The sequence below is a fragment of the Pseudomonas frederiksbergensis genome, from assembly GCF_003732705.1.
Taxonomy (GTDB): Bacteria; Pseudomonadota; Gammaproteobacteria; order Pseudomonadales; family Pseudomonadaceae; genus Aquipseudomonas; species Aquipseudomonas frederiksbergensis_F.
Window position 1 is genome coordinate 184,358 of record NZ_MOBR01000009.1, and the last position, 20,435, is coordinate 204,792.

The 20,435-nt window shown below is 57.9% G+C and carries 17 protein-coding genes; 14 read left to right on the forward strand and 3 right to left on the reverse strand.

The features are described from left to right. The first annotated feature begins 68 nt into the window (after positions 1-68). Together BK667_RS12500 and BK667_RS12505 are read left to right on the forward strand one after the other, a co-directional pair. Complete coding sequence (locus BK667_RS12500; RefSeq protein WP_123597775.1) at positions 69-386, forward strand: helix-turn-helix domain-containing protein; 318 nt, start codon at positions 69-71, stop codon at positions 384-386. Beyond that, positions 379-1,638 (forward strand): type II toxin-antitoxin system HipA family toxin, encoded by a 1,260-nt coding sequence (locus BK667_RS12505; RefSeq protein ID WP_123597776.1) that lies wholly within the window; start codon positions 379-381, stop codon positions 1,636-1,638. The genes BK667_RS12500 and BK667_RS12505 overlap by 8 nt, the downstream gene beginning before the upstream one ends. A 153-nt stretch (positions 1,639-1,791) precedes the next feature. Here the strand turns inward: BK667_RS12505 and BK667_RS12510 are convergent, their stop codons facing one another. Then, positions 1,792-2,706 carry a LysR family transcriptional regulator gene (locus BK667_RS12510; protein ID WP_123597777.1) on the reverse strand — a complete coding sequence of 305 codons (915 nt, stop codon included), beginning with the start codon at positions 2,704-2,706 and terminating at the stop codon, positions 1,792-1,794. A gap of 269 nt (positions 2,707-2,975) precedes the next feature. Between BK667_RS12510 and BK667_RS12515 the strand changes: the two genes are divergently transcribed. The 4 genes from BK667_RS12515 to pgm all read left to right on the forward strand — a co-directional run bounded on the left by BK667_RS12515 (position 2,976) and on the right by pgm (position 9,219). Next, positions 2,976-3,998: a zinc-dependent alcohol dehydrogenase family protein gene (locus tag BK667_RS12515; RefSeq protein ID WP_123508434.1), complete on the forward strand. Its 1,023-nt coding sequence runs from the start codon at positions 2,976-2,978 to the stop codon at positions 3,996-3,998. A 541-nt stretch (positions 3,999-4,539) separates the two neighbouring features. After that, on the forward strand, positions 4,540-5,994 hold the full coding sequence (locus BK667_RS12520; RefSeq protein WP_123597778.1) for a hypothetical protein: 1,455 nt from the start codon (positions 4,540-4,542) through the stop codon (positions 5,992-5,994). A gap of 67 nt (positions 5,995-6,061) precedes the next feature. Further along, the gene (locus BK667_RS12525; protein WP_123597779.1) at positions 6,062-7,462 is read left to right on the forward strand and encodes an aminotransferase-like domain-containing protein; all 1,401 of its coding nucleotides are present in this window, start codon (positions 6,062-6,064) and stop codon (positions 7,460-7,462) included. Positions 7,463-7,572: 110 nt separating this feature from the next. Then, positions 7,573-9,219, forward strand: coding sequence for a phosphoglucomutase (alpha-D-glucose-1,6-bisphosphate-dependent) (gene pgm, locus BK667_RS12530; protein ID WP_123597780.1), 1,647 nt, complete (start codon positions 7,573-7,575; stop codon positions 9,217-9,219). A gap of 179 nt (positions 9,220-9,398) precedes the next feature. Here the strand turns inward: pgm and BK667_RS12535 are convergent, their stop codons facing one another. Continuing rightward, positions 9,399-10,094 carry a pirin family protein gene (locus BK667_RS12535; RefSeq protein WP_123597781.1) on the reverse strand — a complete coding sequence of 232 codons (696 nt, stop codon included), beginning with the start codon at positions 10,092-10,094 and terminating at the stop codon, positions 9,399-9,401. Positions 10,095-10,374: 280 nt separating this feature from the next. On the opposite strand from BK667_RS12535, the gene BK667_RS12540 reads away from it, so the two are divergent. Continuing rightward, positions 10,375-12,849, forward strand: a complete 2,475-nt coding sequence (locus BK667_RS12540) for a UvrD-helicase domain-containing protein (RefSeq protein ID WP_123597782.1) — start codon at positions 10,375-10,377, stop codon at positions 12,847-12,849. A gap of 180 nt (positions 12,850-13,029) precedes the next feature. Here the strand turns inward: BK667_RS12540 and BK667_RS12545 are convergent, their stop codons facing one another. Beyond that, positions 13,030-13,305, reverse strand: coding sequence for a DUF1652 domain-containing protein (locus BK667_RS12545; RefSeq protein ID WP_027923219.1), 276 nt, complete (start codon positions 13,303-13,305; stop codon positions 13,030-13,032). A gap of 275 nt (positions 13,306-13,580) precedes the next feature. Here BK667_RS12545 and BK667_RS12550 point away from each other — a divergent pair, with 275 nt between their 5' ends. The 7 genes from BK667_RS12550 to BK667_RS12580 all read left to right on the forward strand — a co-directional run bounded on the left by BK667_RS12550 (position 13,581) and on the right by BK667_RS12580 (position 20,281). Further along, the gene (locus BK667_RS12550) at positions 13,581-14,396 is read left to right on the forward strand and encodes a helix-turn-helix transcriptional regulator (protein ID WP_123508429.1); all 816 of its coding nucleotides are present in this window, start codon (positions 13,581-13,583) and stop codon (positions 14,394-14,396) included. A gap of 50 nt (positions 14,397-14,446) precedes the next feature. Next, positions 14,447-15,853 (forward strand): NAD(P)/FAD-dependent oxidoreductase, encoded by a 1,407-nt coding sequence (locus tag BK667_RS12555; RefSeq protein WP_123597783.1) that lies wholly within the window; start codon positions 14,447-14,449, stop codon positions 15,851-15,853. Positions 15,854-15,871: 18 nt separating this feature from the next. Next, complete coding sequence (locus BK667_RS12560) at positions 15,872-16,213, forward strand: cupin domain-containing protein (RefSeq protein ID WP_123598012.1); 342 nt, start codon at positions 15,872-15,874, stop codon at positions 16,211-16,213. A gap of 47 nt (positions 16,214-16,260) precedes the next feature. Next, positions 16,261-17,346 (forward strand): polyamine ABC transporter substrate-binding protein, encoded by a 1,086-nt coding sequence (locus BK667_RS12565; protein ID WP_123508426.1) that lies wholly within the window; start codon positions 16,261-16,263, stop codon positions 17,344-17,346. Between the two features lie 133 nt (positions 17,347-17,479). Next, on the forward strand, positions 17,480-17,890 hold the full coding sequence (locus BK667_RS12570) for a hypothetical protein (protein ID WP_123508425.1): 411 nt from the start codon (positions 17,480-17,482) through the stop codon (positions 17,888-17,890). Between the two features lie 417 nt (positions 17,891-18,307). Further along, positions 18,308-19,762 carry a serralysin family metalloprotease gene (locus BK667_RS12575; RefSeq protein WP_123597784.1) on the forward strand — a complete coding sequence of 485 codons (1,455 nt, stop codon included), beginning with the start codon at positions 18,308-18,310 and terminating at the stop codon, positions 19,760-19,762. A 96-nt stretch (positions 19,763-19,858) separates the two neighbouring features. Further along, entirely contained in the window at positions 19,859-20,281 is a 423-nt protein-coding gene (locus tag BK667_RS12580; protein WP_123508423.1) for an AprI/Inh family metalloprotease inhibitor, read from the forward strand. The last annotated feature ends 154 nt before the right edge of the window (positions 20,282-20,435 follow it).

Here is a 20,435-nt window from a genome sequence, read left to right on the forward strand (position 1 = left end):
TTGAACTGTAGTCTGGTTAATTCTATTATTTTGGGTATTAAAGGGTGTACAGCGACGGAAGACACGTGATGTTGGATTTAAGCTTCAGTAAGCCCAGTGAGATCGTCAAGCGACTCTGTGATCGCCTGCGCACGGAGCGGTTGGCTCTGCAGATGACGCAAGCCGATGTGGCCGGTCGCGCCGGTATCGGGACCAATACCGTGTCCAACCTCGAAGCCGGGCGCAATGTCGGGTTCGAGAATCTGGTCCGTGTGGCCATGGTTCTTGGGCGAACCAAGGAGCTTGAGGGACTTTTTTTGCCAAAGCTGGACAGCCTTGAAGACATTCGCCGATACGAAAACACTGTCAATCGTCATCGTGCCAAGAGGAAGTCCGACAATGCTTGAGCAAGTTGACGTCTACTACGGTGGCTGGGGTGAACGTTGGCTGTGGGGCACGCTTGTGTCTACGACCGCCATCACCGGTCGCCCGCAGATTGTGTTTGAGTACAGCAATGAAGCGAAGCGTAGAGGTTTGGAGCTGTCGTCCTACACACTTCCATTGGAGGGTGCCCAGTTACGTCGAGGCTTTCCATCCCACCAGTTGGGCCTGCCAGGGCCTGTTTATGACGCGTTGCCTGACGGTTGGGGCATGCTGTTGATGGATCGGTTGTTCAGGCGCCGCAGCCTCAACACAGCACGCATAGGACCTCTGGAGCGGCTGGCATATATTGGCAACAATGCCATGGGGGCCATGTCGTTCGAGCCCGTGGCGCCCGAGGGGCAGGCGCCGCAAGCGCATATCCCCCTTGAACTTCTAGCGGCTGAGGTTCAGGAAGTTCTCAATGGTGAAGGTGGGGAATTCCTGCAGACGTTGCTGCTGGTGGGGGGGTCGCCTCAAGGCGCCAGGCCAAAGGCGTTGGTTTATCGCGATCCTCAAAATGGAGCCTTTACTACCGCCGCCAAGCCGAACTTTGAAGCCTGGCTGATTAAATTCCCGGCAAAAGAAGAACATCCCGAGGTGTGTGCTATCGAAATGGTCTATGCCGAGTGCTTGCGCATGTGCGGCATCCAGACTCCGGATACGCAGCACTTCAGCCTGCCCAACGGGCTGGCAGCCTTCGCGAGTAAACGCTTTGATCGTATAGACGGTCAGCGCGTGCCCATGCAAAGCCTTGCAGCCTTTACCGGGGCCGACTACAAGTCACCGGGGGCCTTGGACTACGTCAACTTCTTGCGTGCGACACAGATGTGCACTAACGATGTGCGAGAGAAAGCTATCGCCTTCGAGCGTGCCGTCTTCAATGTCGCGTTCAACAACCGAGACGACCACCCCAAAAACTTCGCCTACGTCATGTCGCCGTCCGGTGCATGGCGGCTGGCGCCGGCCTACGACGTGACTTTCTGCGAGGGACCGGGCGGTTATCACCAGATGGACGTGATGGGCGAGGCCTTGGAGGTTGACCGAGATGCGATGCTCAGACTCGCAGACGAAGCAGAGGTCTGCGTGGAGAATGCAGGCGGCATCATTGACAATATTTGCCGCGTCGCTAGCCAGTTTTCAACCATCGCCGAGAACCTTTTTCCACGCTTGATCACCCAAGACACCCTGGACATTATTCAAGGCCGAATCGACGAGAACATCGACCTGCTGCGCTAACGCTGCTCGCCCACAGCTTCAAACGGATGTTGAACCTGCTGGGCGGTAACGCGCTGATGGCGGCGATGAAGGTCTGAAGCGCTTGAGCTACGCGGTGTCTGCGGCATCTCTTTCGTACAGTGCTTCGCGCTTCAGGGAATTGGGTGCCGAGTTCTACAAGCTATCCGGATCCCCAAAAAACATCTGAATCCTGGACCGCAACCAGCGCTCCCCCGGATCATTGTCCTGCGAACCCCGCCAGGCCATGTGCAATTCAAAACTGCGCGTCGGCAACGGCGGATCCTCCGCGCGAACACCGCCGGCCGCTGTCAACGCTTCAGCGGTGTAGTCCGGCACGGTGGCGACAATATCGGTCCCGCTAATAAGCGTGCTCAACCCATTGAACTGTGGCACGGCCAGTACCACATGACGTTTGCGCCCGAGCTTTTCGAGTTCTTCATCTATAAAGCCACTCAGGTCACCGGCGAACGACACCAGTGCATGGGGCCGCTCGCAGAAGTCGTCCAGGCTTAGCGGCCCCGGCACGGTGTCTGCCCGCAACAGCTTCGGCATGCTGCGACGCAGCACTTTGCGCTTGGCGTTGGCCGGCAGGTCGGCGGTGTAGCTGACACCGATTGAAATTTCCCCTGAAGCCAGCAGGCTTGGCATCAAGATGTAGTTGGCTCGACGCACCACCAGGACGATGCCCGGTGATTCGGCGCGCAGGCGTTTGAGCAACATGGGCAGCAATGCGAATTCGACGTCGTCCGACAGACCGATACGAAACACCGCCGTGCTGGTGGCCGGATCAAATTCCGCCGCGCGACTGACCGCCGTGGAAATGGAGTCCAGCGCCGGGGAGAGCAGGGCGAAGATCTCCACGGCCCGGGCCGATGGTTCCATGCTGCGGCCGGTGCGCACGAATAACGGATCGTCGAACAGCCCGCGCAGGCGTGAGAGCGCTGCACTGATCGCCGGCTGGCCGAGGAACAATTTCTCCGCAGCACGGGTCACACTGCGTTCATGCATTAATGTTTCGAAAACGATCAACAGGTTCAGGTCGACACGACGCAGGTCATTACGATTCATCTGGAGTCCTGGCAGAGTCAGCAAGCTTGACGTGGGCGGCCATATGGGAACAATGGCCGGCATGAATATTACGGGCAAAGGCTGCTACTCTGCACCGTGTAATTCACTTTTTACTTAAATGGCTGCTTCGGTTTTTACGGTATCTGATGATGCCGCCGGCGCTGCGGAATCAATGACAGGCATGTCGACTATTAATAGCCACTGATGGTCTTGGGTAGAAAGCCCAGATAGAGTTCGTGGCATTAGAGGTTACTTTGACGAGGTTTGCGATGTCCCGCACGATCCGTTTTCACAAGTTTGGTCCAGCCGAGGTGCTCAAATGCGAAGAGCATGCGGCCGCTCTGCCTGCACCGGGTGAAGTGCAGGTGCGCGTCGAAGCAATCGGCATCAGCTGGTACGACATTCTTTGGCGCCAGAACCTGGCTTCTTCTCACGCTCGTCTGCCTTCAGGCCTTGGCCATGAAATGTCAGGTGTGGTGACGGCAGTCGGTGACGGTGTTGATGACCTGGCAGTAGGCGACAAGGTCGCCAGCTTCCCGGCCGAGAGCCCCAACGATTATCCGGTCTACGGCGAGCAGATTGTTCTGCCACGCTCGGCATTGACCCGCTACCCGGACGTGCTCAGCCCGATCGAAGCCAGCGTGCATTACACGCCGCTGCTGATCGCCTATTTTGCCTACGTCGATCTGGCGCGGGTCAAACCGGGGCAGTTTGCCTTGGTGACCGACGCAAGCCACTGCGCAGGGCCGTCCTTCGTGCAACTGGGTAAAGCCTTGGGTGTACGGGTGATCGCGGCGACCAAAACTGCGGAAGAACGTGAATACCTGCTGTCCCTGGGTGCCGAGAAAGTCATCGTCACCGAAGAACAGGATCTGCTGATGCAGATCAACAAGATCACCGACAACCGTGGCGTCGATGTAGTGTTCGACGGTCTCGGCGGGCCACAGATGTCGTTGCTCGGTGACGTGCTTGCGCCTCGTGGCAGCCTGGTGCTCTACGGCCTGCAAGGCGGTAACCAGACGCCATTCCCGGCCTGTGCAGCGTTCCAGAAGAACATTCAGTTCTTCGTGCACTGCATCGGTAACTTCACCGGCAAGCCGGAGCTGGGCATCATTCAGGATCAGGTGGCGTTGCAACGAGCGTTGCGCGACATCAACCAGTTGACTGCGGACCGTGTGCTGCTGCCGCTCAAGACTCGGGTTTTCCCGTTTGCCGAGTTTGTCGAAGCGCACCGCTACATGGACGAATGCCCATGCCGCGAACGAGTGGCTCTGCAGGTCGAGCCGGCGTAACACCTTTCAAGCAATGCCCTCGATGCCTCCGGTGCTCCCTGCACCGGGGGCATTGTCGTCCCTGACGACCCGGTTTCAGCAACTGAACCGGTTTTTGCTTTTGATCTGTATCTTCTAATCATCATATAAGCCCTGATAATTGAATGATTACTTTCATCTCAAGGAACGAGTCATGAGTGGGCGTTCGGCTGATATTAATCAGCTCATGTTTGCGACAGACGACGGGCAAATGTCACAACGTTTGAAGACTAAGGATATATCAGTGTCTTCTTTCTCTATTTCTTGTACTCAATGTCTGTGGGACGCTGTCGGAAGTTTCCTAGGAAGTCGAAAAAATCCCAAAGGGCCTTGCCCTGCCGGGCTTTGCGAGGAGGTGGCTGTCGCCTTGGCATAGGCAGAGTTCATACATTTCAAATAATTACCCAAAACTTAAGTGCTAGCATTTTGTGACAGGATCCAGCACTTCACACCGAGAATCGGTCGCGCAGTGTCTATCACTCTTTGCGTGACATTGAACTTCCGAATACCAGGTAAAACACTGATGACCACAATCCACGACCAGGCAATGAACTATGTATATCAGCAAGTACTGCAAAGGCTGCTGAGTTTTTTCTCACGCGCCGAACGCACAGCCTTGCAGCTGATGATTCAGCGCCTGGTGGTGTCGGCCGGCGGCATAGAGCGGATTGGCGACTTCAAGGTGATGTCGATTCAGTCCGGGACACTGGACAGCTGCTACACCCTCGCGTTGCTGCGCGCAGCCCAACTGAGTATCGCCAGCCGGGCACCGGCGACCTTTCAGCTACGGGTGGCGACCTTGCGCTTGAGCGGGACCAGTTCTGCGGCGCTGGAAAATATCCATCGCACCAATGCGGCACTGTTCCTCTACGACGATCCGCGGGTTGAATTGTTGATGGTGGATAACCGCGAGATCCTGCCGTTCAACCATTTGGCGCCGATCTCGGAGGCGGGGCGCGAGTCGAACCGGCTCAACCTGTTGATGGTCGGCCATCAACGGGCGTGGGAGGGGCCGCTCGATCTGTGGGACGACGGCTACCTGACAACGGGCGAGTTCTACGGGCAAATTGCCCGGTGGGACAATGGCGTCGATGCGTTGATCAGCAGCGAAACGCCTCGCCAGCAGAAGCAGTTTCTCGACGGCTTGAAGCGTGCAGCGCAAAAGGCGAGCCTCGGGACATTGAATTACAACGTCGCCGGGTTCGATGGGTTGTTCGCCATGCTCGATGATCTGGGCAGTGACTACTTCCGTGAGTTCTACGCCGGTCATGAGTACGCGCAGTGGCGCCCGGCGGGTCGATTCGAAGCCTGCCGTCGCACGACCAATATCGATATTCACGACATGGTGGTTGGGAAACTGGAAGAGCGCTGGCCGTTGCTCACTGAGTTCCTGGGTGTCCAGCTCGACGAAATGGCAGCGCACCTGAGCGATAGCGAATTCGTCAGCCCGACGATTGCGGCGCACCTGCGGGGGTTACAGGCGTGCGTTGTCTCCGGTGACAGTTACGAAACCGGCATTGCTGAATACTTGCAGCGAGCCTTGGTGATGATGCGTCGCAAGCAAGTGCCGGAACGTTTTTGCGAACTGGCACTGGAGTCGTTCGGCAATCCGGCAGCCATGGTTGATCGGCGCTTACAGGCGGCGGACGAGGCACTGAAAACCCTCGGGTTGACCGAAACCCAATTGATCTGCCTGCTCTTTGCGCCGTTTGTCGATGGCGGCGCAGGGCTGGAGCGCTTCCTGCGCAGTTGCCATCCCGGCATGCTGGTGGCAATGCCGGACCTGCACAAGGCGATGCAAGGGCATCAGGTGGCCGAACAGGTGATGCAATGGATGGTCGATGTCAGTGGGTTGCCGGTCAGCCTGATCGGCACGTTGTATCGCATGAAGCCGGTGACGGTGGAGGACAGCATTGCGGTCGAAGACCCGCCGAACGATGACGCTGACGTGATTGGCGAACTGTCAGCGGGGCATTGAAGGTGCAGGGGCTGCCACGATTCACAACCGTTCAGGCACACAATTGCACAGTGTCCGGCTATTACCGATGAAAGGACCCAGGGAAACGGACTTTGCGTACCAGGCGGTGTATCGATATTTGACGCACCTCATCAACGAACCGGGCTGCGGCACGCCGATTCGCCTGCCTTCGCTGAGGCAGTTGGCGCTGCGCCTGAACGTGTCGATCTCGACCATCCAGTACGCCTATTCGCTGCTGGAAAAAGAAGGGCGGGTCTACTCGGTGGCCAAGTCTGGCTATTACTCCCAGCCGATCGCCACCCTGGGTCCGTTGACCAGCGGTAATGATTTGCTTGAAACCGTCTATTTCAATGCGCGGCGTCCCGGAATGCTGGTGTTGAGCGCCGATGAGCCGGCCCTGCTGCAACCGCTGGACAGCCCGTTGCTGATGCTTGAGCGCGAATTGCTGCGTCAATATCCGCGCCAGCCACAATCGGCTTCGCAACCCTGCGGGGAGCAGGAGCTGCGCACGGCCCTGGCGGCGCGCTACACCACGTCGCCGGCGCGTTGCTGGCATGCCGACGAGGTTTACATCGGTGCCGATCTGCGGGGAGTGCTGGAAATACTGATCACCATCCTCTGTCTGAAGGGCGCCACGGTGGTGGTTGAATCGCCGTGCGACTGGGTGATTCTGCGTTTGCTCGAGGCGGCGGATGTACGGGTGATCGAGCTGCCATTGCAAGCTTGCGGCGCGCTGGACCTGGGGCAGCTTGAGGAAGTGCTGCAGACCCAGCCAGTGCGGCTGGTCATGCTTTCGTCGGGCTTGAGCATGCCGCGGGGAAGCCAGGTGCCCCACGACAAACGCCAGTCGATCGCGCAGCTGTTGGCCCGGCATGACTGCTGGGTGCTGGAAAACGACTGTTATGGCGAGCTCGGTTTCGAGCTAGAAGGGCCGAAGTTTCGCGACCTTCTGGACCCTGACCGGCTGATCGTGTTTTCTACTTTCGAGAAAATCATCGGGCCGGAAGCGCCCTACGGCTATCTGCTCTCACGGCAACTGGGTGAGGAGCTGCAGCGGCATTTCCTGCTGCGTGCGTTTCGCCTGTCACCGATCCGCCAGAAAGCCATCGCCCGCTTGTACGGCAATGGACGTATCGACCAGCATCTGCAAGTGCTGAGGCGTATGCTCAAGGATCGTCAGTTGCAGATGATCCAGCTGCTGCACGAACGGCTGGGGGACGCCTTGCAACCGGTCGAGCCGCAGGGTGGGGCGACGATCTGGGTGCGCTCGTTGCGCCAGGTCGATGTGCGCCGGGTGTTCCAGCGCTTGCTCAAACAGCAGGTGGTGATTGCGCCAGGCGAGCTGTTCAGCCTGCAAGGCCTGCACGGTCAGCATCTGCGCCTGAGCCACACGTTCAGCGGCGAGCATGACCTCGGCTACGCTCTGGGATTGCTGGGGGATGCATTGCGTCTGGAAGCGATTGAATGAGCTGCGTTAAAAAAGGTCGCGGAGCGTGTGGATCGTTACCATCGCGCGATGGTCAAACTGCCAGTAAACTGCGTTCCTATTCCTGAACCACTCTTTTTCAGAGGTTTTGCATGACACTCAGTCCTTTTGCGGGCAAACCGGCACCGGCAGAATTGTTGGTCGACATCCCGCGACTGGTAACGGCCTATTACACCGGCCAGCCTGATGCCGCCATCTCTACACAGCGCGTCGCCTTTGGCACGTCCGGTCACCGCGGCAGCTCTTTCGACTTGAGTTTCAACGAATGGCACGTTCTGGCGATCAGCCAGGCCATTTGCCTGTACCGGCAAGCCCAGGGCATCGATGGTCCGCTGTTTGTCGGTATCGACACCCACGCGCTGTCGACCCCGGCCGGCGCCAGCGCCCTCGAAGTGCTGGCCGCCAACGGTGTCACCGTGATGATCGCCGAAGGCGACGAGTACACGCCGACCCCGGCCATCTCCCATGCGATTCTTTGCTATAACCGCGGCCGCACCTCGGGCCTGGCGGACGGCATCGTCATTACGCCGTCTCACAACCCGCCACAAAGCGGCGGCTACAAATACAACCCTACCAACGGTGGCCCGGCCGATACCCACATCACCAAGTGGATCGAAGCCAAGGCCAACGAACTGCTCGGCAACAAGCTGGCTGGCGTCAAGCGCATCAGCTACGAGCAGGCGCTGAAGGCCAGCACCACCCATCGACACGACTACGTGAACACCTATGTCGCCGACCTGATCAACGTGATCGACTTCGATGCCATTCGCGATGCCAAGCTGCATCTGGGTGTCGATCCGTTGGGCGGAGCAGGGGTGCGCTACTGGTCGGCGATTGCCGAGCATTACCGCCTGGATCTGGAAGTGGTCAACACCCAGGTCGATGCCACTTTCCGCTTCATGACCGTCGATTGGGACGGGCAGATCCGCATGGACCCATCGTCCACCCACGCCATGCAAGGTCTGATCGGGCTCAAAGATCGTTTTGACGTGGCCTTCGGCTGCGACCCGGATCACGACCGTCACGGCATCGTCACCCCGTCCGGCGGCCTGTTGGCACCGAACGCCTACCTTGCTGTGACTATCGACTACCTGTTCCAGAACCGCCCGCACTGGCGTGCCGATGCCGCCGTGGGTAAAACCGTGGTCAGCAGTGGCTTGATCGATCGCGTGGCCAAGCGCCTGGGTCGTCGCCTGTACGAAGTGCCGGTTGGCTTCAAGTGGTTTGCCGATGGCCTGTTCGATGGCTCTCTGGGCTTCGGTGGCGAAGAAAGCGCCGGTGCCTCGTTCCTGCGCAAGGACGGCGGCGTCTGGAGCACTGACAAGGACGGCTTGATCCCGGCCCTGTTGGCGGCAGAAATGACCGCCCGCACCGGTCGCGACCCAAGCCAGGCCTATCGCGCACTGACCGATGAGCTGGGCGAACCGTTCTCCGTTCGGGTCGATGCCAAGGCCAATCCTGAGCAGAAAGCGCTGCTGAGCAAGTTGTCCCCGGATCAGGTCACCTCGACTCAATTGGCTGGCGAAGCGATCCAGAGCATCCTCAGCCATGCTCCGGGTAACGACCAGGCTATCGGCGGCTTGAAAGTCATGACCGAAAACGGCTGGTTCGCGGCGCGTCCGTCGGGCACCGAGGACATCTACAAGATCTACGCCGAAAGCTTTATCAGCGACGAGCATCTCAAGCAGTTGGTGGCTGAGGCTCAGACGTTGGTGGATGGCGCGATTACTGCGAAGTAGTTGAGGGTCTCTTCGCGGGCAAGCCTCGCTCCTACAGGATAGAGTCGATCACATGATTTGTGAGCGATTACGTCCTGTAGGAGCGAGGCTTGCCCGCGAAGGCATCAGCATGAACACAGAAGATCTCGAACCAAACAAAAATGGGCGACCACTCGGTCGCCCATTTTTTTGCCCGGTATTTAAGCCAGATCAACCAACACGATTTCACTGTCTTCAATCGCCGTCACCCGCAACACCTGTTCCTCAGCTACCGCCACACCGTCTCGAGCTTGTGCACGCAAGCCATTGACTTCAATCACACCGGTGGCCGGAACCAGGTACGCGCGACGCCCATTGTCCAAACGATATTCCGCCGATTCCCCGGCTTTCAGGTTCGCCGCCACCAACCGTGCATCAGCGCGAATCCGCAGGCTTTGATCGTCGCCGGCCTTGCCGCTGGCCAGGGTCACGAAACCTTCACGCTGACCTTTCGGGAAAGGCTTGGCGCCCCACGACGGTGCCGAACCGGCCTCGTTTGGGATGATCCAGATCTGGAAAATCCGCGTCTCGGTGGATTCCAGGTTGTATTCGCTGTGGGCGATCCCGGTACCGGCGCTCATGACCTGAACGTCGCCTGCTTCAGTGCGACCCTTATTGCCCAGATTGTCCTGGTGGGTAATCGCACCTTCACGCACATAAGTGATGATTTCCATGTCGCGGTGCGGATGCTGTGGAAAGCCCGTGCCGGCGGCGATCACGTCATCGTTCCAGACCCGCAGGTTGCCCCAGTTCATGCGTTTGGGGTCGTGGTACTCGGCGAACGAAAAGTGGTGATGGGCATCCAACCAGCCATGGTGGGCGCCGCCCAAGGTGTTGAAAGGTCTGAGTTCAAGCATGATCGTCTCCTGAAAAGGTTCGTCATGGGGCGGTGCGCCTGAGCCACGAAACAAGAACCGGTGGTTGATGGCGTGCATCATCTATCAGGTGATAATCGATAAAAAGCGTAAAAAGTGCCTCAAAACAATCGAATTGGTTGATGTTAAATAACCTCGAAACATTCTCATCCAGCCTTCACTTCATCGCATAAGCCAATGACCTGTAAGCATTTCACTAGAACTCAACGGCAAATGCAGACACCATAGCCCTCAACAGCCTCACACCCTGGAGTCCGTCCGCGTGCCGCAACACACCCCTGATCTTCCACCTGAACTTCGTCCCCTCGCCGAGATGCCACTGCTCAAGCGCCTGGCCGTCCGATTTTTTGGGCATGGCCTGACCCGGTTACGCGCGCAACACCGTGCGTCGTGGCTGCACGGGCAAGCTGATGGCTTTCGCAGCGGTCACAGCGCCGGGGTGGATTACGGGTTCAAGGAAGGCAAGCTTGAAGGGCTGGAAGAAGGCCGACAGGTGCTGCTGATCCGCGACTCGCGCTCCACCGAGCACCGGCCACCGAATGTCGATGACCATTTGTTCGATGATTGGCGCCTGCCATTGAGTGCCGAGATCAAGAAACGCATGAAGGCGGATGTCGCGCGGCTGCTGCCAGCCCACGCCCAGCCAAGCGTTGCGCAATGGAAGATGATCTTCAGCGACACACCATCGACCTCAGTGATTGCCGGGGCGGGCGCGGGTAAGTCGACGACCCTGGTCCTGCGCATTCTACTGCTGACCCACTACCTGGGCTTTGAACTCAGCTCGATGACCGTGGTGACCTTCACCCGCGAATCGCGCAAAGACTTCATTAATAAACTGATCGAACTGTTTGGCTTGTGGGGCCGGGTGCTCAGCCTTAAAGAAGGGCGGGATCTGGTGCGTACCTTTCACTCGCGGATTCTGCCGATGGTCCGCAGTTTGCCGGGGTTCGAACGCCTGCAAGCCTTCGAAAACCTCAGCAATCGCCCACAAGGCGGGGATGAGGAAGTCGACAGTAATCCGTTCGACCTGCGCATCAACGACGCCCAGCGCCAGCAACTCAATGCCTGCTATCACGGCTTGTTTACGACCAACGAACGCTTCCGCGAGTTGATTCAGCCGTTATCCCGCCACGCCTTGCAGCTCAAGGAGCTGGAGCGCGATCACCCGGATGTGCAGAAGCGCGTGGCCGTGACCGAACTGGCGGCCAAGCGCGATGAAGAGCTCTGCGACACGATAGAAGACCTGTGGTTTCGCGCCGGTGCCTGGCCAATCAAAGGCATTGAGCCCAACCGTCAGGCATTCGATATCAACGGCTCGACATTCCATTGCCATGGCTATATTCCGAGCCTGGACGCCTGGGTGGTCCTGGGTTTCGATCCTCGGGAAAACCCGCAAGTCAGCCGCCCGAATGCCAAGCTGACGGTGCGGGCCGAATGGGCAGTAAAGCGCACCCTGTTTCAAGCTTTCTGTCGTAAGCCATTGATATGGCTTGATAGTTACGAGTCATCCAGACGTGTTTTAGCCTCGCTTGCCGGGGATGCCAGCGCCGGGCCGGGCTTTGATTACAAGGTGAAAGGTGAGCTCGGTTCTGCGCCGTTGCTCGATTGTTTTGTCGCCGCCGCCGGGTTTATCGAGAACCTGGGGTTGGACGTTCCCGACGCTGTAGGCCGGATGAGTTTCGCCAAAGATGACCCGGACCGGTTTTTCTTTGAAGCCCTGAGCCTGTTCTGGCGCGCCCTGGAAGACCACTTGCTTGATCAAAAGCCGCCGGTGATGACGTACAACCGAATGTTTGCCTTGTTCAGCGAGCACTCGCCAGAAAATCTGAAACTGTTGAGCGACGAACTCCTCAGACCGCTGTCGCACCTGATGATCGACGAATTTCAGGACGTATCGCCGAAAATCGTCTCCTGGATTCGCGCCAGCCTGGCCGAAATCCGCAGCCGTGGGCCGGCGATGCATGTAGGGCGCGGCGCTCAGCGTTCGTCATTGCTCTGTGTTGGCGATGATTGGCAGTCGATCTATGGCTGGCGCGGCAGTTCGCCTACGTATTTCATGGAGTTCAACAAGGAATTCCCGTCGCCAAGCACGACCCGGGTCATGCTCAGCGACAATTACCGCAGTCATCAGCACATCATCGATGCCGCCGAACACATCGTGCGGGCTGCTCCGGCCATCCCTGGCAAAAAGGCCAGGGCCAGCGGCGAAGCCAAGTCGCTGCAACCTGTGAACGTGTTTGATCGCGATGATCAGGGCATGGCGCAGCGACTGATGGAACACTACAGACGGGGTGATTCGATCTTGATGCTTTATCGAAAAAGTAACGATAAGTTATTAATACAAGAGCATATTCAGTCTGTAGTTAATGTGGATTCGAGCTTGCCGTACGAAGCCCGGCGCCTCAAACAACTGACCTATCACAGCGCCAAGGGGCTGCAGGCCGATGCGGTGTTCTTGCTCGGCGATTGCCAGCATCTGACCAGTTCGCCGTACAAGAACCAGGTGTATCGCATGGCTGGACTCGGCAAGACCGGGGACAGCGAGGCTTATGACACTGCGCAGAAAGACGAGATTCTGCGGTTGGCCTATGTCGGCATTACGCGAGCGGTGAGTCATTGCTATTGGTACGTCGATGGCCAGGACGGCCAGGCCGTCAATATGCCCAAGGCATCGGACAAGATCGACAAGGGCAAGGTGTTCTTTGCCGATCACCGGCAGAGCGCGAAATCGGCCTGACCCAAATCCCTGTGGGAGCGAGCTTGCTCGCGATAGCGGACGACCAGATAACTTACATGTTGACTGACACACCGCCATCGCGAGCAAGCTCGCTCCCACAGGTTTTGCATTGAGTCAGCAAAAATACGCACCCACAAAAAAGCCCACATCCTGTGGGCTTTTTGTTATCTGCAAACGGCGTCAGGCATAACTCCTGAGTGCCACCGGCGGAATGAACGCTTCGAGTTCGTCCTCCACCGCTTCAATTATTCGTTCTACATCCGCAGCATTCATCACGGTCGCGCAAGGAATGCCGGCAATGGCGATCATGGTTTCGCCACTGGCACGGTCAAAAAGACGGGCAATCATGCTGCCCGGCGCGTCCATGCTCGCCTCGAAACCCATGGGATGAAAATGCCAGCGCATCAGCTGGCAGGCGTTTGGAAAGGTGACTTTGCTAAAAGACCCTTTGTTCATGTGTTGCCCACCTTAGTCATCGAGCGCTTCCTTTAGCTCATGTGAGGAGGGGTAGAACCTTCAATGGTTCAACCGATTAGTGCATTTAAAAGTAGCATCCAGATGTGAAAACCATGTGGATTTTTTCAGTCCGTTTGGCGATTGGTGTGATTTTTTTTGATATGGGTCACGTAACGCGGCGTATTCGCCAAAAGGCCAGCATGGATTGGCGGCCATTTGGCCATTGAAGCCGGGGCGTAACTTGGGCAAGCTCGGTTTTTTTCGCCGAGCCCTTTATGCACGCCGATGACGATGGTCCGCTGCAAACCCAGGCCACGGGCGAGACGGTCATGCGCTACCACCTGTGCTGGAAACACCGGGATCTGGACGGCGTCATGGCGCTGTATCACCCGGACATCCAATACAGCGACTTTTTCCAGAACCGCGTGATGGGGCTGGACGAACTGCGCGAGTACGTGCGCGACAGCATGCCGCGCAATCCCGGGGAAGCGCTGGAGCATTCGGACCGCATTCGGCTGGACGGCAATACGGCGTTCATTCAATACCAGATGACCTTGCGCGGCGGCGAAGGGCTGGTGTCGTTCCGTTCCAGCGAAGCCATCACCGTGCGTGACGGGCTGATCTGGCGGGTCAACGAATATGCGTCCCTGGTGCGCGAGCAACCGCCCAGCAAAACCTCGAATAATCTGCGCCCGGCGGCCAGTCGGCTTGGATTGTCCCCGCGCCAACTGAGCTTTATGGCCGAAGACCTGCAGCAGTACTTTCAGCGCCAGCAACCGTATCTGGACCCTGAACTCGATTTGCAGCGGGTGGCGAAGGAGTGCGGTTACAGCCGTAATCAGATTTCCTACCTGCTGAACCAGGTGCTCGGGCAAAGCTTCTATCGCTACGTCAACCAGGCGCGCTTGCAGCATTTGCTCGCGGCGTTGGACAAGGCCACGCCACCATTGCGCGTCGATGAACTGGCGTTTGCCGCCGGTTTCAACTCGCTGTCGGCGTTCTACAGTTGTTTCCGCCAGCACACCGGCCAGTCGCCCAAGGCCTACGTCAAACAAATTTCTTTGCGTGCACGCGCGCAAGACAGCCTCTGAGGTCACGCTCTAGGATCGACGCCATCGAAGTTTGAGTGGTGGAGTCTGGTATGCCGGCGTGGCGCAACATCAGTTTATGGATGGATCAACTCGACGAGCCGTTGCTGGCCCGTCCGGCCCTTGACCAGGATCTGGACGTCGACGTGGCCATCATCGGCGCCGGCTACACTGGGCTGTGGACCGCGTACTACCTCAAGCGCCTGGCCCCAGGCCTTGAGATCGCCATCGTCGAAGCGCAAACCGCCGGTTTTGGCGCGTCGGGTCGTAATGGCGGTTGGTTGATGGGCAACCTGCTGGGCGAAGACCGCTTGCTCGCCGGCCTCTCGCCCGAACAGCGCCGGGCCTCATTTGATCTGTTGCACAACATTCCGGATGAAGTGGAGATCGTCCTCGAACGCGAAGGCATCGCCTGTGATTACCGCAAGGGTGGCGTGCTGTATTGCGCGGCCCGTTATTCGGAACAGGAAGCCAGCCTGCGCAGTTACCTGGACAAACTCTATCGCCAGGGCCTCACCGAAAACGATTACCGCTGGCTCAGCCCCGAACAATTGGCGCAACAAATCAGAATTGCCAAACCTTATGGCGGTATCTATGCACCGCACGTAGCGACCATTCACCCGGCAAAATTGGTGCGCGGTCTGGCCCGGACGGTGGAGCGCTTGGGCGTCAAGATTTACGAGAACAGCCCGGTCACCCAGTGGCAGTCAGGCAGTTTGTGCACGGCCAAGGCTCAGGTGCGCAGTCGCTGGATTGTGCCCGCGGTCGAAGGCTACGCCGTGACATTGCCGCCGCTGGGGCGTTATCAGTTGCCGGTGCAGAGCCTGATCGTGGCCACCGAGCCCTTGTCCGCCGCGACGTGGGACGAAATCGGCTTGAGCCGCGGTCAGGCTTTCGGCGAGAGCAGTCGCCAGGTCACCTACGGCCAGCGCACCGCCGACAACCGCCTGGTGTTCGGCGCCCGGGGTGGTTACCAGTTTGCGGGCAAATTGCGTCATGACTTCGACCTGACCACCAGTGAAGTCGAGCTGCGGCGTTATCTGTTTGGCGAACTGTTCCCGCAACTCAAGAACGTGCGGATCACCCACGCCTGGGGCGGCAACCTGGGCATGTCCCGCCGCTTCAAGCCGCACATGCTTTGCGATCGGGCCAGCGGCATCGCGTTGTCCGGCGGTTATGGCGGGGAGGGCGTGGGTGCCAGCAATCTGGGTGGGCGAACCCTGGCCGATCTGATTCTGGAACGCGATACCAACCTGGTGCACCAGCCCTGGGTTCTGCCGCAGGGTGGCCTCGATGCGCTGAAAGCCTGGGAGCCGGAACCCTGCCGCTGGCTTGGTTACAACGCGATCATCCGCAGCTTCGTCCACGAAGACCAGACCCTGGCCAACCCGGCCACCGCACCCTGGCGGCGCAAACTGGCCAGCGGCGTGGCGGGGTTCATGGAAGGTTTCATGCAGTAACCATTGAAAGGTATGTCCATGAGCATCACGCAATTCAAAAACACCGCAACCCTGAAGCTGGACGAATCCAACCCTGTCGCCGTGCCGCTGGGAACCCTCGTGGCTGTGGCCTCGACCACCAGCGTCGAACGCGACGACGGCGTGGAAACCGGCGTCTGGGAATGCACCCCCGGTCGCTGGCGGCGACAGATCGTCGCCCAGGAGTTCTGTCACTTCATCCAGGGTCGCTGCACGTTCACCCCCGACGGCGGGGAAACCCTGCACATAGAAGCCGGCGATGCATTGATGTTGCCGGCCAACAGTCTCGGTGTCTGGGATATCCAGGAAACCGTGCGCAAGACCTACGTTTTGATTTTTTGATCCTTTGATTGCCTGCCAATAACAATAGCCCCTACAGGAATCGACTCATGATCCGAAAGACACTGACTCTGGCGCCCCTTGCACTCGTCGCGACCCTCGGCCACGCGGCCGAAACCGTCAAGATCTACAACTGGTCGGACTACATCGCCCCGGACACCACCAAGAATTTCCAGAAAGAAACCGGCATCGGCTTCACCTACGACGTCTACGACAGCAACGAAACCCTCGACGGCAAATTGATGACCGGCAAATCCGGTTACGACGTGGTGTTCCCGTCCAACCACTTCATGGCCCGGCAGATTGAAGGCAAGGCGTTGAAGAAGCTCGACAAGAGCCAGTTGCCCAACTGGAAAAACCTCAACCCGGTGCTGCTCAAAGCCTTGCAGACCAACGATCCGGGCAACGAGCACGGCTTCCCGTACCTGTGGGGCAGCACTGGCATCGGCTACAACATCGCCAAGGTCAAGGCTGTGTTGGGCGATAACGCGCCGGTGGATTCCTGGGATTTGATCTTCAAACCGGAAAACATGCAGAAGCTGCAAAAGTGCGGCGTGGCCATCCTCGACAACGGCCCGGAATTGCTCCCGGCCGCCCTGAATTACCTGGGCCTGCCGCACCACAGTAAAAACCCCGAAGACTATAAAAAAGCCGAAGCGCTGCTGCTCAAAGTCCGGCCGTATGTCAGCTATTTCCACTCGTCCAAATACACCAGCGACCTGGCCAACGGCGACATCTGCGTAGCTGTCGGATTCTCCGGCGACATCCTGCAAGCGGAAAACCGCGCCAAGGAAGCCAAGAACGGCATCGACATTGGCTACTCCATTCCCAAGGAAGGCGCCGCCATCTGGTTCGACATGGTCGCCATGCCCGCCGACGCCCCGGACGACAAGGCCGGCTACGCCTTCATGAACTACCTGCTGCGCCCGGACGTCATGGCCGACATCAGCAACTACGTGCACTACGCCAATGGCAACGCACAGGCCGACAGCCTCATTGATCCCGCAATCAAGAACGACACCAAGGTCTATCCGAGCGCGGAAATGATGGGGAAATTGTTCGCGCTGGAGGCGATGCCGCTGAACATTGACCGGATTCGGACAAGGGTTTGGAACAAGATTCGGACGGGGAGTTGAGTCAGTCTAGATCGTCTGAAATAGCGAAATGATCTTGAGACCTGTCAATCCTGACAGGTTTCAACGTTTTTATTTGTCGGTTAAATCATGACGGCAAGCGCCTCCCATTGAGGCGACACAAGGAGGGTTCGTCATGAGCAGCACTGTCACCGGCACGATGAAAGGCACTATTTCCAATTTATACACGGGGGTGCAGAGGCCCTTCACTTCAACCAATGTGTTTCGACATAACTCCGACCACCACTTGAACGTCACCGGATATGCGGGAGGTTTCGCCGGGGAAGGTATCGCTTTTAGATTGGCCGACGAAAATGCTCTGAGCGGTACGTACGAGGTGGGCAGCAGTTCTGTGGTGGGTCTCTTCTATTTTGTGAACCCGTCTGGGGAAGTGTTCGAAGCTGTCAGTGGCACCATCCACCTTCAGAATCACCAGCCGGAGGAGCGAGTCAATGGACGATTGAATTTTCGTTACCATACTCAGGCAGGCGAGCGAGTGGATGTTGAGGCAGTGTTTGCTATCGAAGGCATTGATCGAGTGCCTTAGGGCGTGAGGATGAGAGGGACGGATTTATTGATCAGGAATCCGTCCGCACTCATTCATGAAGCGACACATCAGCGCTTGAATTTAGTTGATGGCAATGCACTGGCACTCATATTAATAAGTTGAACAAAGTGAGACGTCCTCGACAAAAACCAACTTACCCCTATTTAATAATTAAATTTGAAATTGTCAGACAATTCACCCAAATCCACCCATCTAAAACTATATTTCGACCTCGCATCCCTTGTTTCCGGGCACTTGCTGGAACACAACAATTTGACCTCAAAAAAGTACTAGACGTTTGATTTCAAATTGTGTCAGTTTTCTTTCGCCTTCATTGGGCGAGTGATAGGACGATCTCGCCAGAGATTGTCTCTATCTGACAAAAACTGTTCCATTGCTTAACAAGGAAGTGTGTTTATGTCGAAAGTAAAAGCCAAAGCTATTGATTCCGCCGAACTGGCCTTTCAGCCACTGCAAGCACTGGCCGCGCCGAGTTCTGCGTTCAACCAGATCAATAGCTTCAGCCATCAATACGATCGTGGCGGCAACCTCACGGTCAATGGCAAACCCTCCTTCTCGGTGGATCAAGCCGCGACTCAACTGCTGCGCGATGGTGCTTCCTGGCACGATCTCAACGGCAGCGGCAAGATCGAACTGACTTACACCTTTCTGACGTCCCAGACCTCGAATTTCAGCGGCCTGGGCGTCACCGGTTTCAGTCAGTTCAGCGCCCTGCAAAAAGCCCAGGCTGTGCTCGCCATGCAATCCTGGGCCGATGTGGCCAAAGTCACCTTTGCCGAAGCGGCCAAGGGCGGCGACGGTCACATGAGCTTCGGTAACTACAGCGGTGGCCAGGAAGGCGCAGCGGCATTTGCGTTCCTGCCGGGCACCGAGCCGGGTTATGACGGTCAGTCCTGGTACCTGACCGGCAGCGGCTACAACGTCAACAAGACCCCGGGTGTGAACAACTACGGGCGTCAGACACTCACCCATGAAATCGGCCACACCCTGGGCCTGTCTCACCCTGGCGACTACAACGCCGGCGAAGGCAACCCGACCTACAACGACGCGTCCTACGGCCAGGACACCCGTGGCTACAGCCTCATGAGCTACTGGAGTGAAAGCAACACCAGCCAGAACTTCAGCAAGGCCGGTGTCGAAGCTTATGCCTCCGGTCCGCTGATGGACGACATCGCGGCCATCCAGAAACTCTACGGCGCCAACACTGAAACCCGTACCGGTGATACCACCTACGGCTTCAACTCCAATGCCGGTCGTGATTTCCTGAGCGCGAGCTCGTCGGCCGACAAACTGGTGTTCTCGGTTTGGGATGCGGGCGGCAAGGACACCCTGGACTTCTCCGGTTTTACCCAAAACCAGAAGATCAACCTTAATGACGCCTCGTTCTCCGACGTTGGCGGCCTGGTAGGTAACGTGTCTATCGCCAAAGGCGCGATTATCGAGAACGCCATTGGCGGTTCGGGCAACGATCTGTTGATCGGTAACAGCATCGCCAACGAACTGAAGGGCGGTGCCGGCAACGACCTGATCTACGGCGCGGGCGGTGCGGACAAACTGTGGGGCGGTTCGGGTTCGGACACCTTCGTGTTTGCCGCCAGCAATGACTCCAAGCCAGGTGCAGCCGATCAGATCCTCGATTTTGTCAGCGGCCTGGACAAGATCGACCTGACCGGCATCACCAACGGCGCGGGCGTGCACTTCGTGAGTTCGTTCACGGGTGCGGCAGGCGACGCGGTCTTGACCTCTTCGGGCGGCAACAGCCTGTTGTCGGTGGACTTCTCCGGGCACGGCGTGGCTGATTTCCTGGTCAGCACCGTTGGCCAGGCAGCAACCACGGACATCGTGGCCTGATACAAGGCAAAAGGAGCGCGGCGCGTCATGCGCCGCGCTCTGTCCTTGCATCCATGTCCGCTGTGGGTGAGGCTACACCCCGGAGTGAAACGTCCTATGACCCATAACGCCTTTACCTACAAAGCAACTGCGTGGCTATTGGCGACGCTGATGATGTTTTTTGGAGATGTAGCCATGGCAAGCAGCCTGAAATTAGCGGACCCCTCGGAACTGGCAGGCCTTTGGCAAGCGACTTTGAACGACTCGCAAGACACCGCTGAGTCTCAGGCCTTGCAGGACAAGCCATCGAACACGTGCACCATCGATTTTCAACAAAAACAGACCCTGGGTGACGGCGCCGAATGCCTCAGCGCCTGGCTGGAGGAACCTGCGATTGGCTGGTTTACCGAGCCGGACGGCATCTCGATCACCGGTAAAGAAGGCTCAAGAATCGTATTTTTCAGCCGACAAGCCGAGGGGCTGTATAAAAGCACTTCGAAGTCGGGACTGATCATTACGCTCAAGCGCGCCGCGCAATAAGCATAAGTACAAGATCGATGTTCTGAGCGCTGGATATAAAGCGCGTCAATGCAGTTATAGGCAACGGATCAATAACCCTGGCCCTCGCTAGATCCAAAAGAGTTGTTATTCATTTGTAACCGCCAACTAGCAAAGAAAGAACGCCTGGGCTCGC

Coding starts and splice junctions, on each gene's coding strand:
- BK667_RS12535 (WP_123597781.1), bottom strand. CDS start 10,094: ATGCTTGAACTCAGACCTTTCAACACCTTGGGCGGCGCCCACCATGGC.
- BK667_RS12560 (WP_123598012.1), top strand. CDS start 15,872: ATGAGCATCACGCAATTCAAAAACACCGCAACCCTGAAGCTGGACGAA.
- BK667_RS12570 (WP_123508425.1), top strand. CDS start 17,480: ATGAGCAGCACTGTCACCGGCACGATGAAAGGCACTATTTCCAATTTA.
- pgm (WP_123597780.1), top strand. CDS start 7,573: ATGACACTCAGTCCTTTTGCGGGCAAACCGGCACCGGCAGAATTGTTG.
- BK667_RS12545 (WP_027923219.1), bottom strand. CDS start 13,305: ATGAACAAAGGGTCTTTTAGCAAAGTCACCTTTCCAAACGCCTGCCAG.
- BK667_RS12550 (WP_123508429.1), top strand. CDS start 13,581: ATGCACGCCGATGACGATGGTCCGCTGCAAACCCAGGCCACGGGCGAG.
- BK667_RS12515 (WP_123508434.1), top strand. CDS start 2,976: ATGTCCCGCACGATCCGTTTTCACAAGTTTGGTCCAGCCGAGGTGCTC.
- BK667_RS12520 (WP_123597778.1), top strand. CDS start 4,540: ATGACCACAATCCACGACCAGGCAATGAACTATGTATATCAGCAAGTA.
- BK667_RS12575 (WP_123597784.1), top strand. CDS start 18,308: ATGTCGAAAGTAAAAGCCAAAGCTATTGATTCCGCCGAACTGGCCTTT.
- BK667_RS12525 (WP_123597779.1), top strand. CDS start 6,062: ATGAAAGGACCCAGGGAAACGGACTTTGCGTACCAGGCGGTGTATCGA.
- BK667_RS12500 (WP_123597775.1), top strand. CDS start 69: ATGTTGGATTTAAGCTTCAGTAAGCCCAGTGAGATCGTCAAGCGACTC.
- BK667_RS12565 (WP_123508426.1), top strand. CDS start 16,261: ATGATCCGAAAGACACTGACTCTGGCGCCCCTTGCACTCGTCGCGACC.
- BK667_RS12555 (WP_123597783.1), top strand. CDS start 14,447: ATGCCGGCGTGGCGCAACATCAGTTTATGGATGGATCAACTCGACGAG.
- BK667_RS12510 (WP_123597777.1), bottom strand. CDS start 2,706: ATGAATCGTAATGACCTGCGTCGTGTCGACCTGAACCTGTTGATCGTT.
- BK667_RS12580 (WP_123508423.1), top strand. CDS start 19,859: ATGACCCATAACGCCTTTACCTACAAAGCAACTGCGTGGCTATTGGCG.
- BK667_RS12505 (WP_123597776.1), top strand. CDS start 379: ATGCTTGAGCAAGTTGACGTCTACTACGGTGGCTGGGGTGAACGTTGG.